The organism is Pseudanabaena minima str. Chao 2107 (genome assembly GCF_051131155.1).
Taxonomy (GTDB): Bacteria; Cyanobacteriota; Cyanobacteriia; order Pseudanabaenales; family Pseudanabaenaceae; genus Pseudanabaena; species Pseudanabaena minima.
The window spans coordinates 1-12,380 of sequence record NZ_CP159508.1 but is presented as its reverse complement, the minus strand read 5'-3'; the positions used below and the strand labels follow the sequence as shown (position 1 = coordinate 12,380).

Sequence of the window (12,380 nt, the reverse complement as noted above, 5' to 3'; positions counted from 1 at the left end):
AGCAAATATGAAATCACGGCGAATCTTTCACTATATTTGGCGCATTAATTCTGTCATTATTTTGATGGGTGGACTTCTTGCAATACTCTCGTTATCAGCATCAGCAGTTTATGTCATCTTGCAAGCTACGAGAACTAGAGAAGTTGATAGTGTCATAAACATCGCGAACAATGAGCAGGTTAAGGCAAAGACTGAAATTGGCACGTTTACACCGATCTCAGGCTCTGAAATCCTGCAAGCGCCACTGTATCTAATTCAAGACTATGACTACAGAGCAGGTTCTAAAGAATCTAGTTCCATTCAAAACTACATCTTCTTTGATCCTAATCAAAAACGCTCCTATTGGTTGAGACCGAAAAGCGAAGGACTATTTCTATCTGCGATCGCTTTAGTTCAAAATAGCAATCCTATTGACAATAATCTCATTTTGAATGCTAATAATGAGGAGAAGCCAGTTCCTGTAGTTGCCTTTCTGTATGTGTTAGTGGATAAAGATACTAACAACGATAAACGGATCAATGATCGCGATCAGAAACAAATTGCTATCTCTAATGCCGCAGGTACGAGTTTTAAAGTATTAATCGATCAGGTTGAGCGATTTAACGGTTATTCGGCAATTAAAAATAATCGGTTGTCTGTTTTCTACACATCTTCCAATAAAATCAAAGTCGCCGAAATCGATTTGCGATCGCAAGAAATTGTCAGTAATTCCGAATTTAGCAGTCAGCCATAGAGTTTATTGTATGTGCTTGTTAACAGCTAGCTTTTGTGTTTGCGCTGCTTGGCTTTCTCATAAGCTGGATCATGTTCTCCAAAGCTAATAAGCACAACACGACGGGGTGCTGGCTTTTCATAGATCCGATAAACTAGACGGTAAACTTTATTATCTAAGTCAATCTCTAGAGCGCGAAATCCTTGCAACTTACCAATCAGATTACGGCTAGAATAGACTCCTCCAAAATTTAAGGGATCTAACTGTAGCAATGGTTTAATGAGATTTGTAAAATCTTCTAATAGTTCTATAGGTAGCAGAGGTAAGTCCTCTTTGACAAGAAGATTGTCAATCTGTAATTGATATTTGCTTTTTGCCACGTTGTCTTAGATGTTTTTGGATTGCTGTAATATCAATTGGTTCGCCGATTTCGCCAAGAGTTGTATAGTTGTCTTGGTTGTTTAATCTATCTAACCTTTGGACTGCTTTAGCTTCAGCAGAAATTATAATTACAGATTCTCTCTGTAATTTCTCAGCGATCGCTTCTCGAATCCAGTCAATGCCTTTGGCTTGAACAATTTCAATTTGACTGACAGGAACTCTCAAGCTAATGATCTGTTCTGCTAGTGGTTCATTAGTTTGTATCATAAAAGCATTTTTCTTTTGTCTAGATTTATCCTAGCATTTTCATTCAACTCAAAATTTACTAACTCATGTGTAAATCAGTTCAGCTTTTGGACTATGTAGTTCTGCTAATCGCCAATATTCAGCATCAGATTCTGCTAACTCTGTTTCAATTTCATCGCGATTGGCATGGTAATAAGCTAAAGCAGCATAAACCTGAGCAAGGTTTAGATGACTAATGCGGCGGGAAATTTCAACGGCATCTGCACCTTGTTTATACAAGACTACAATCCTACTGACTGATGTTTTTGTGCCTGTGATCATGGGGCGGATGTCGCCTTTGTTGTTAGTACGAGTTACTAATGTGCCGATGTCAATAGCAGTGAGCATATTTTTTAAGTCGCAAATTTAAGACTATCTAGCCTTTATGATAACGTAAATTAAATATAGCTATTAAATGAAGTATTTATGCCAAATCAACCCAAAAATCAACTTTTCTATGGGGATAATCTTGAGGTGTTGCGGCGGCATATCAAGGATGAGTCGGTGGATTTGTGCTATATCGATCCGCCGTTTAACTCGAAGCGGAACTATAACCAGATTTATAACAATATTGGGAAAGAAGATCAGGCGCAGGCGCAAGCTTTTATCGATACTTGGACTTGAGATGATATTGCAAATCAGGGTTTGGCAGAGATTCAAGAAAATTATTTAGGTCATTTTACTTCGCAAAGTATCGATCTCATTTCTGGTTTGACTAAGGTTTTGGGGAAGGGGAGTTTGTTGGCTTATCTTGTCAGTATGACGTTACGAATTGCGGAAATCTATCGAGTTTTAAAAACAACTGGAAGCTTTTATTTACATTGCGATCCAAGTGCTTCTCATTATCTCAAACTTATACTAGATTCAATTTTTTGCTCTCAAGGAGGGGATTTTTTGAATGAAATTATATGGAAGAGAACAAATGCACACAATGACGCTGCTCAAGGACTAAGAAGGTTTGGAAGAAATCATGATGTGATATTTTTTTATACAAAAACAACAAATCTAATATGGAATACAAGCTATGTTGATTATGACGAAGAATATATCCGTACAAACTACAGTAACATTGAGGAGATTACAGGTCGTCGATATAAAACTAGTGATTTGACAGCAGCTAAAGCTGGTGGTGATACATCGTACGAATGGAAAGGAGCTTTTCCGAGCAAAGGAAGATATTGGGCATACTCCAAAAGCAATATGGAACGTTTCGAGAGTGAAAATCGTATTGTATATACTCGCAATGGTATGCCACGTTTGAAGCATTACTTAGATGAGATGTCTGGAGTTTCTGCTCAAGATACATGGGTAGATATTCCACCTATATCTGCAAAAGCAAAAGAAAAATTAGGTTATCCAACTCAAAAACCAGAAGCCTTATTAGAGAGAATCCTAAAATCCAGCAGTAATGAAGGCGATGTAGTTCTTGATGCTTATTGCGGTTGCGGTACAACCGTTGCAGTATCCCAAAGATTAAATCGCCAATGGATTGGAATTGATATCACCTATCAAAGCATTAGCTTAATCCTCAAACGATTAGAAGACAGCTTTGGTAAAGGCGTATTAGACAATATTTTGCTTAACGGCATTCCCAAAGACATGAAATCTGCCGAAGCGCTGGCTAATAAAAGCGACGATCGCACCCGTAAAGAATTTGAAAAATGGGCTGTGCTTACCTATTCCAACAACCGCGCCACCATCAACCAAAAGAAAGGCGCAGACAAAGGCATTGACGGAATTGCCTACTTTCGCAGTGAAAAAGATGATCCTGAAAAAATTATCCTGCAAGTCAAATCAGGCAAAGTCAAATCAGGCGATATCCGCGATCTGCAAGGCACAATGACCCGTGAAAGCGCCGTACTAGGAGTATTTATCACCCTGCAAAAGCCCACCAAAGATATGCTCAAGGAAGCCAAGGAAGCAGGAATTTATCAAAGCCAATACATGAGCGCCCCCGTTGATAAAATTCGCATCGTCACTGTTCAAGAAATCATCGAAGAACAAAAACGCCTTGAAATCCTCCTTGCCCTAGAAGTTTTAAAATCGGCTGAAAAGCAAATGGAAGTCAAGCAGGGTGTGCTAGATTTGGAATAAAACAAGTTAAAGGAGAAAAAACATGACCGAAAGATGGACAGATGAAAGACTCGATCGCCTAGCAACTACTGTTGAAAGCACAAGCGTAAAATTAGATAGCTTCATTTTTGAATCATCTAGACTATTCGCCAAACTGGGCGAAGGTCAAGCCCGCAATGATGCAGCGATCGAAACCTTGGTGTCAGCGATGACCAACTTAGCGCGATCGCAACAGGAGCAATGGACAGCAATCCGCGAAATGCAGACCGAAGTAAGAGGACTACAAGTAGAAAATCGTCGCATTTTACAAAGAGTATTTGGACTAGCTGACGACGAATTTTAGAAAATGAGAGAAGTCCGTCTTGCGGATGTGAATAATTTGCAAACTATGCTAAGACTATGAATCATATACTGATTGGAATCTCTGGAGGTATTGCCGCCTATAAAGTTTGTGAAGTAGTTTCTAGCCTAGCGAAGCGCGGCATTGAAGTGCGGGTTATCCTGACGCGATCGGCTGCGGAATTTGTGACTCCGCTTACCTTTGCCACCCTTTCGCGCCAACCTGCTTATACTGACTCTGACTTTTGGCAACCGACTAATGGTAGACCATTGCATATTGAGTTAGCAGAATGGGCGGATATATTTCTGCTTGCACCTGTGACCGCAAACACCCTAGCTAAACTCGCCTATGGCATGGCGGATAATCTTCTCACTAATACTGTTCTCGCTTCCAATTGTCCAATTCTCTTTGCGCCAGCAATGAATACAACTATGTGGCTACAACCCACCGTGCAGGAGAATTGGCATAAGTTATTAAAGGATTCTCGCTATACAGCGATCGCACCGACGGATGGGATTCTCGCATGTGATGCTGTGGGGACTGGTCGAATGGCAGAGCCAGAGATTATTCTGGAATATTTAGAATCTTTCTTGTTTACTCAAGGCAAACAGGATTTAAAAGGGAAGCATATTTTAGTTAATGCAGGTGGAACCAGAGAATTTATCGATCCTGTACGGTTTATCGGCAATCCATCGACAGGGAAACAGGGAATTGCGATCGCCAAAGCAGCAATCCATCGTGGCGCAAAGGTCACCCTTATAACTACCTCCAGTTCCCCTCTCCCCATGGGAGAGGGGATAGGGGTGAGGGTAGTCCGTACTTCCGCAGAAATGCACCAAGCCATGCTCGAAGAGTTCCCTAATGCTGATATCACGATCGCGGCTGCGGCTGTTGGTGATGTGCGATCTAAAATGCAAAGCGATCGCAAATTACCAAAATCAGAATTACCCTTAAATCTTGAACTTGAATATATTCCTGATATCATTGCCGATCTCGCCACTCGTAAACGTCCTGAGCAAATACTAGTAGGCTTTGCGGCGCAAACTGGAACTGAGGCAGAGGTTTGCGCCGCAGCACAGGAGAAACTAGAGCGCAAAGGGCTAGATGCGATCGCGGCTAATGCCGTTAATACTTCCCTAACAGGTTTTGGCACTGATACCAATCAAGCCATATTCATTCATAAAGAGGGACATGAGCAAACTACTCCCCTCTGCTCAAAATTAGAACTTGCCCATCGTTTGTTCGATTTCCTAATTTAAAAACAATGCTTCGCACTGTTTTTAAATTAGGGTTCTTTGTTTTATGGCGAAGTCCTTACTTAATTAGGAACTGATGTTACGTGGAACCATCACTCCGTCAGGTTATTGTGTATGCAGTAGGGGCGGGTTTAGTTGATAATTCTGTGCTGAATGCAGGATCTATCTGCAAAACCCGCCCCTACTTTAGAAACTTCCACGTAACGTCAGTTTGGAAGAGTTGCGGGTTCTAGACCTGTGGCTTTTCCAAATTTGCGAAGGCGATCGCTTTCGGGTTCCATCCATGAATAGACAAAGTGACTAATGCAATTAATCTTTGGTTGTCTAGCAAGGATAGCTCGCGTTTGAATCTCAAAGCTAGGATGTCCATCAAAGCTCTGCCCCCAAGTTCCTGCTAAAACTGGACAAACTAAAGTCTCAGGAGCAGATTGGCGGACAACCTCAGCGACCTGTTCCGCAACGCATTGACCATCCTCACAAAGTGCATAGGTCATCGGATGGCGTTCCATAAATTTTGGGAATCGATCCCATGGTTGCATTTTAGGATCGAATCGACCTGCCTCAACACGATTGCCACCAGGGAAGAAAACTGTTCCAATTGGAATATTATTTTGTTGGAGTGGAATAGTAATTGTATTGACAAAATTAACTACTCCTTGGTAGGCGTGATTAGTTGCAATATTCCAAAGTAATCCTTTAGTAATCGTGGCAGTTTCCCTAGGATTTCTGATATTGGTTGGCTGTACCTTGATGCTCTCTGTTAGCTTCTTCTCAGTCTGAATAACATCATCAGCCGTGAGATCCCCGTTTTGGAGATAAATTGCCATTAGCTCACGCACATTTTTATTGTCAATGCTATTAAGCAAAGCCGATCGCGATGACTGTCCATGAATCCAAAGCTGCTTGACGTTATTGATCAATTCACCCGTGGAATTAGTGGGATAGCGCACATAGTCAAATACCATCCCATCAGGATTGCGTTTCATTAAAGCTTTAACTACGGCTGTCAGATCGGCTTTGGCGATCGCGCTATAGGGATCGGCAAACAGATGATCAACTTCATAGGCATCTTCGTAAAAAGCACGTCCATTACTAACCATGTTGCGATCAAAATTGGTATTGGCAATACTATTTTCCCCTCTACCATTAAGTGCTAAGGCTCCTGAGCGTCCCTTGATTTCGCTATAGCCATAGCCAAAATTCATCGTAAATGACCAACCATAAACTTTGATGCCCCGTTCTCTACCAATCTCGATCGCCCTTTGCCACAGATCATAATCCGCAGGCACTTCCCCTGCCTTGACTGCTTCCTCCATCACCGATCGCCAAGGTGTCGGATTATCAGCAACAGGTAGTAAGACGCGACCATCATAGAAAACTTCGACAAAAACTTGGTTATAGCCACGATTTGCCATTTTGTCGAAAACATCCTCTAACACGCCTGACTTAACATCATTGGGATATAGCCTTACCCAAGTGGCTTGTGTTTGGGGTTTGCTGCGATCGCGACAGGCTTGTAATTCTGACTTATGCTTTTGGACAATAGCCTGATATTGCGATTGAGCAGTAGAGCTACTAGGATTTGTGACTAAAGCTGATTTTCGTAATTCATGTTTTCGCAAGATTTCCGCCTTGCTCACATCACAGGTAGGGTTGCCCCACAGGATTTTATCTGGTAGAGATCCCGCGATCGCTTTCCCTGCAAAAGCTGAGTTTAAGATGCTAATAGAGGCGATCGCCAACAAATTAAATTTATTGATCTTGATTAGATTTCTTTTATATTTCATAGAATAAAAAATGGTAATCCCAGTAATTGAAGGGAGACTGCTCAGAAATAGTACCAAAACAAAAAATGATGTAACTATTTTTTGTTTTTAAAACCCTTACTGGGTTTGGTTTTTAACCAACAAAAGTATGACAACCCTTTTGTTACAGTGCTTTACGCTCAGGCTCAAACCAAGAAATTTTTTGAAAGGGTTGCGAAGCAACCCTTTCAAAAAATTTCTTGTGGTTCATTTGATCGAAAATTGCTGTAATTGCTATAAATCCTATACTATCCGCGTTTTCATAGACGAACTTGGCTTAACAATGTGGCACACTGACAACTGTATTTCATAATGCACTTCACCATGCTTCACAACCCCACCAGATTTAAACCTAGTCCCATTGAAGATGATTCTGAAGAAAATGATGAAGAATTGGAATTTTATGACTTCAATGAACCAGAACCAGGCAGTCCACCGGGAACGCTAATCATTGATGAAGATGCGGCTATTCCCAATATCTTCTTGATTGATTACAATGCCGATGAAGCTCTAGGCATTCAGCTTGCTACGCCCGAAGACTGTTTTCCCTATTTAGATAGTCACTCAGTTTCATGGGTAGATGTACAGGGTTTGGGTTCAGAAGAAGTCTTGAAACGTCTAGGTAAAGTTTTTGGACTTCATGAGCTTGTATTAGAAGATATTGTTAATATTCCCCAGCGTCCCAAGGTTGAGAGCTTTGAGGATCAGGAATTAATCATCTTGCATATGGTGACTAGCCGTGAAGATGGTCGGGGGTTTTATGATGAGCAGGTAAGTTTAATCCTAGGCAAAAACTACATCCTCACTGTCCAAGAAGAGCCTGAAAACGACGTATTTGAGCCAATTCGTCAGCGCATCCATCGCAATCGTGGAGTAATCCGATCGCAAAAGTCTGATTATCTTGCCTATGCCCTAATTGATGCGATCGTTGATGGATTTTTCCCTGTGTTAGAGGACTACGGCGAACGTCTCGAAGATTTGCAGGATGAAGTAGTTGCTAATCCTACGCGCCAAACTCTCGATAAAATCCATAAAATCAAGCGCGAACTTTTGTTGCTACGTCGTGCGATTTGGCCGCAGCGTGATGCTATTAACTCTTTAATTCGTGAAGAAAGTCCTTTGATTGATCGAGAGGTCAGGGTTTTTCTCCGTGATTGTTATGACCATACGGTACAGGTAATCGATATGGTTGAGACTTATCGCGAACTTGCCGCCAACTTGATGGATATTTACCTATCATCTTTGAGCAATAGTACCAATGAGATCATGCGCTTTCTGACTGTCATCTCAACGGTATTTATTCCCCTTACTTTCGTGTCAGGAGTCTATGGAATGAACTTTGATACCGAGATTCCATGGAACATGCCTGAGTTAAAAATGCCATTTGGATATCCTTTCTTTTGGCTATTGATCATGTCTATTTCTGGTGGATTGCTATTTTACTTTTGGAAAAAAGGCTGGCTATTTAGTCCAAAATAACGACAGAATCACGGACTATAGCTTTTGAGCTAAAATATTACTTAAATCCAATCCAAAACAACTTATTAAAACCTAAGATATGTCTACTCCTGAAGCTTTAAAAGAAAGATTTGTGGCGATCGCTAGCAAGCGTGAATTATTGGTGCAGTTGTCTCTCAAAGATAATTTGGGTAGCTTGAGCATCGATGTGATCCAAGCCTTAGAAGAACTTGATGATCTCTTAATTGAAATCAGAAAGATCTTCCCTGATTGGCAACAGGACTAGGATATCTCTATGCCTCCTAAATTAACTTCATTCCATTCTCAAGTTAATGTCCAGCGTCAAGTCAAGATCCCCATGCGCGATCGCCTTAACTTGACGGCTGATATTTACCGACCCAAAAATGTTGACATGCCTTTGCCCGTGCTATTGATGCGCTTGCCCTATGGTCGAGCGATCGCCTCTAGTTGTACCTATGCTCATCCCAGTTGGTATGCCAGCCAAGGCTATATTGTCGTGATCCAAGATGTGCGTGGTTGTGGCACTTCTGAGGGAGAGTTCTATCCATTTGTTAGCGAATATGATGATGGATTTGACACAGTGGAATGGTGTGCAAAGGAACTAGAAGGCAGTAGTGGCAAGGTGGGAATGTATGGATTTTCCTATCAGGGGGTAACCCAATTCCAAGCTGCCGTGCAACAGCCTGAAGGACTAGTTACAATCTGTCCGACTATGGCGACGGCGGATTTATATCACGGTTGGTTTTATTTTGGTGGTGCGCTTTGTCTGGACTTTGACTTAGGCTGGGCTTTACAGCTAGCTCAAAATCGAGCATGGTATTTAAAAAAAGAACCACAGGCAACCAATCTTTTTGAAGCCCAAAAGCAGATCTCTAAATGGTTAGAGACAGTGCCATTAAGTGAAATAGAATTATTTAAGAATGAGTCTTTTGGAGATTTTGGTCAATTCTTTTTTGATTGGATTGGAAACCAACAAGCTGATGATCAATATTGGCAACAGCTAAATCCTCTCAGTTATTTTGATCGCTATGATTTACCTGCTTTACACATTGCGGGATGGGCTGACATTTTTATTGAGGCGACGATTAGCACTTACCATCACGCCAAATCTGCAACAACAAAACCACAGCATTTAGTAGTTGCACCTTGGCAGCATATGCCTTGGCTGCCGAAAGTTGGTGAGATTGATTTTGGTGAAGCGGCTGTTTCTAAAATCGATCAATTGCAAGTAGATTGGTTTGATTTTTGGTTAAAGGGAATTGAGAATGGAATCTGCGATCGCGCTCCTGTGCAGATGTTCTTCATGGGCAAAAATCACTGGCTAGATTTACCAGAATTCCCGAAAAATCCTCATGCGAAAACACTCTATCTCTCTTCCCAAAAACAACTAAGCAACCAATCACCAATCACCAATCACCAATTACCCGATATCTACGTCTACGATCCCCGCAATCCCAACCCTACAACTCCCTACGGATTCTACGATCAGCGCAATGTGCATCATCGTTGGGATGTATTAGTTTATGAGAGTTCAGAATTGGAGCAAGATATAGCGATCGCAGGTATTCCCGAATTTGTTCTCTATGCAGCTACTACGGCTCCTGATACTGATTGGGTAATTAAGCTTTTAGATATTTATCCCGATGGTAAGCAAATGCTGGTGTCAATGGGTGTTTTACGCGCTAAGTTCCGTAAATCATGGACTGAGCCTGAATGGATAGAGTCTGATGTGGTGAATGAATATCGCATTAAGTTGCGTCCAACCTGTCAGAATTTTGCTCAAGGGCATCGGATTGGCGTAGCGATCGCGAGTTCAGCTTTTCCTGCGATCGAGCGACATTCTAATACGCAGAAGTTACCGTCAGAGGCGACAGTCAGTGACTTGGTGGAGGCAACACAGCAAATTTTTTATGGCGCGGAATATCCTTCCCATTTACAACTACCCATCAAATAAAAAAGTCACCTTACGCAGATAGAATTCCTGTGATCGCTAAGGTTTGGGGCTGGCACGGGGGCACAGCCCCTACAGAACATTTAATTAGCAAGTAGGTAGGGGCAATCCCCCCGTGGTTGCCCTGCTTGGCTAGCGACAAGAGTTCTTTGTTTAACTCGATGTGTAAGCTCGCCACCCACCATAGGAAGTAATTTCCTTTTGTCCTTCACATAAAAATGGTTCACCGAGAACGCCTAAAACTTCTTGTCCATTGGCTAAAACAATTTTACCAATACATAGACCAGCAGGCTCAGATAATAAAATTGCGCCCAAAGCATCGGGAGTAACTGACCAAATCTCTAAGGCGATCGCTTGTCCATTTTCGCTAACTCGTAACATCGCAGGATGGCGATCAGCGATCGACCAAAGCCGATATATAGGTGCTGTTACATCTTCTCTTACAAATACTGCCCCTACCTTCTGCAAGTTCCCATTTAACTCTAGTCCTCGCATTAAAGTTCCATTTACGGCAAAATCAATCATCTGCATAGTTTTTTAGTGTGGTAAGTGTGGATAGCGCTTTGCGCTGTTTACTCCATTAATTTTTAGTTTGAGCAACGAGATAGATGCGATCGCTTAACTGCCTTAACAACTGGGCAATATCACCATCAGTTGATTGCAACTGAGCGACCTTTTCGCAACTATACATCACCGTTGTATGGTCTTTACCGCCTACCGCTTCACCAATTTTGGGCAAGCTGAGATTCGTATGTTGACGCATGAGATACATCACATATTGACGGGCTTGGCTGATTTCTCTGCGGCGTGAATTTCCTAATAGATCGGCTAAATCGATATTCAGCATTTCCGTAACTACGCTCAAAACCATCTCAGCAGATACCTCTACAGGTTCTTTAGGAGGATTGAGAACTGGAGCAACATTTTCCACCGTCATCGGCAATCCCGAAATCGAGATATAGGCAACAGTTCGCACTAATGCTCCTTCCAATTCACGAATGTTGGAAGTATAGCTAGCGGCAATATAATGCAGAACATCGGCAGGGATTTTGAGATGATCGTATTCGGCTTTCTTTTGTAAGATTGCCATGCGTGTCTCCAAATCTGGAACTTGAATATCCGCAATCAATCCCATCGAGAAACGGGAACAAAGTCGTTCTTGCAAACGGGGAATCTGAGCAGGTGGGCGATCGCTGGCTAATACGATTTGTTTACCAGTTTCGTAAAGCGTATTAAAAGTATGGAAAAACTCCTCCTGAGTATATTCTTTACCTTCGATGAATTGAATGTCATCAACGATCAGCATATCAATCTCGCGATATAGCTCCCGAAATCTCTGCATACTATCTTTGCGAATTGCCGCAATCAAATCGTTAGTAAATTGCTCCGTCGATACATAGGCGATTCTTGCTTTCGGTTCAATTTCTAGGCGGTAATGGGCGATCGCTTGCATCAGATGTGTTTTACCTAAGCCCACACCACCACATAAAAACAAAGGATTAAATTCACGCCCAGGAGACTCAGACACCGCTAAAGCCGCCGCATGAGCCATGCGATTGGTGGAGCCAACCACAAAACGATTGAAATTGTACTTAGGATTGAGATTACTAGGACGTTGCGCGTTGCCGTTGCTGTCTGATGATTGAGGGCTTTGGACATTATTGAGCGCAGTAGGGATTGCGGCTGCCATGGCATGAACTGCTTCAGCAGCGATCGCTGTTTCCAACATCCCATCTTGACTAGCTTCTACGCTGTCAAGATGGAGATTTAGCTCAGGCTGACCTGTGGGCGGTTCACTACTAGGAGATGCCTCAATATGAATTTCTACTGGATAGCCAAGGATTTCAGTGACTGCATCCGCAATATTTTGCACATAATATTTATGCAGCCAATTTTTAGCAAAAATTGAGGGCGTGCGAATAGTCAAGCGATCAGCCGTAAGCTCGTCAGCCACAACTGTCTTAATCCATCCTTCGTAGGTAGGACGGCTAAGTTGGCTTTCAAGCAGTTCAAGAACTTGATTCCAGAGGGTTTCTAAGGAAATATCAACAGACATCGTTGGTTGTGGTCAAGAGGGCTAACGGCGGATCACGATCTT

Annotated in this window: 12 protein-coding genes and 1 pseudogene; 7 read left to right on the top strand and 6 right to left on the bottom strand. The window is 42.1% G+C overall.

Annotated features, from left to right (window positions below; translation table 11 throughout):
• The first annotated feature begins 7 nt into the window (after positions 1–7).
• Positions 8–733 carry a hypothetical protein gene (locus ABM313_RS00065; RefSeq protein WP_434685672.1) on the top strand — a complete coding sequence of 242 codons (726 nt, stop codon included), beginning with the start codon at positions 8–10 and terminating at the stop codon, positions 731–733.
• A gap of 26 nt (positions 734–759) precedes the next feature.
• Here the strand turns inward: ABM313_RS00065 and ABM313_RS00060 are convergent, their stop codons facing one another.
• The 3 genes from ABM313_RS00060 to ABM313_RS00050 form a co-directional block, all read right to left on the bottom strand.
• Positions 760–1,092, bottom strand: a complete 333-nt coding sequence (locus ABM313_RS00060) for a hypothetical protein (RefSeq protein WP_434685671.1) — start codon at positions 1,090–1,092, stop codon at positions 760–762.
• Positions 1,061–1,360, bottom strand: coding sequence for a hypothetical protein (locus ABM313_RS00055; RefSeq protein WP_434685669.1), 300 nt, complete (start codon positions 1,358–1,360; stop codon positions 1,061–1,063). The genes ABM313_RS00060 and ABM313_RS00055 overlap by 32 nt, the downstream gene beginning before the upstream one ends.
• Before the next feature lie 63 nt (positions 1,361–1,423).
• Entirely contained in the window at positions 1,424–1,726 is a 303-nt protein-coding gene (locus ABM313_RS00050; RefSeq protein WP_434685668.1) for a DUF433 domain-containing protein, read from the bottom strand.
• A 78-nt stretch (positions 1,727–1,804) separates the two neighbouring features.
• On the opposite strand from ABM313_RS00050, the pseudogene ABM313_RS00045 reads away from it, so the two are divergent.
• The 3 genes and pseudogenes from ABM313_RS00045 (at position 1,805) to coaBC (ending at position 5,050) form a co-directional block, all read left to right on the top strand.
• A pseudogene (locus ABM313_RS00045) lies at positions 1,805–3,472 on the top strand (DNA methyltransferase).
• Between the two features lie 22 nt (positions 3,473–3,494).
• A complete protein-coding gene (locus tag ABM313_RS00040) occupies positions 3,495–3,794 on the top strand; it encodes a hypothetical protein (RefSeq protein WP_434685667.1) in 300 nt (99 codons plus the stop codon).
• 56 nt (positions 3,795–3,850) lie between these two features.
• Positions 3,851–5,050 carry a bifunctional phosphopantothenoylcysteine decarboxylase/phosphopantothenate--cysteine ligase CoaBC gene (gene coaBC / locus ABM313_RS00035; RefSeq protein WP_434685666.1) on the top strand — a complete coding sequence of 400 codons (1,200 nt, stop codon included), beginning with the start codon at positions 3,851–3,853 and terminating at the stop codon, positions 5,048–5,050.
• 203 nt (positions 5,051–5,253) lie between these two features.
• Here coaBC and ABM313_RS00030 read toward each other — a convergent pair whose 3' ends face one another.
• Complete coding sequence (locus ABM313_RS00030) at positions 5,254–6,834, bottom strand: hypothetical protein (protein ID WP_434685665.1); 1,581 nt, start codon at positions 6,832–6,834, stop codon at positions 5,254–5,256.
• 342 nt (positions 6,835–7,176) lie between these two features.
• Between ABM313_RS00030 and corA the strand changes: the two genes are divergently transcribed.
• The 3 genes from corA (at position 7,177) to ABM313_RS00015 (ending at position 10,285) form a co-directional block, all read left to right on the top strand.
• Positions 7,177–8,331 (top strand): magnesium/cobalt transporter CorA, encoded by a 1,155-nt coding sequence (gene corA, locus ABM313_RS00025; protein WP_434685664.1) that lies wholly within the window; start codon positions 7,177–7,179, stop codon positions 8,329–8,331.
• 79 nt (positions 8,332–8,410) lie between these two features.
• The gene (locus ABM313_RS00020; protein WP_190576340.1) at positions 8,411–8,596 is read left to right on the top strand and encodes a hypothetical protein; all 186 of its coding nucleotides are present in this window, start codon (positions 8,411–8,413) and stop codon (positions 8,594–8,596) included.
• 9 nt (positions 8,597–8,605) lie between these two features.
• On the top strand, positions 8,606–10,285 hold the full coding sequence (locus tag ABM313_RS00015) for a CocE/NonD family hydrolase (protein WP_434685663.1): 1,680 nt from the start codon (positions 8,606–8,608) through the stop codon (positions 10,283–10,285).
• A gap of 150 nt (positions 10,286–10,435) precedes the next feature.
• Here the strand turns inward: ABM313_RS00015 and ABM313_RS00010 are convergent, their stop codons facing one another.
• Positions 10,436–10,807 (bottom strand): allophanate hydrolase-related protein, encoded by a 372-nt coding sequence (locus ABM313_RS00010; protein WP_434688592.1) that lies wholly within the window; start codon positions 10,805–10,807, stop codon positions 10,436–10,438.
• A 55-nt stretch (positions 10,808–10,862) separates the two neighbouring features.
• Entirely contained in the window at positions 10,863–12,338 is a 1,476-nt protein-coding gene (gene dnaA, locus ABM313_RS00005; RefSeq protein ID WP_434685662.1) for a chromosomal replication initiator protein DnaA, read from the bottom strand.
• Positions 12,339–12,380 lie beyond the last annotated feature (42 nt).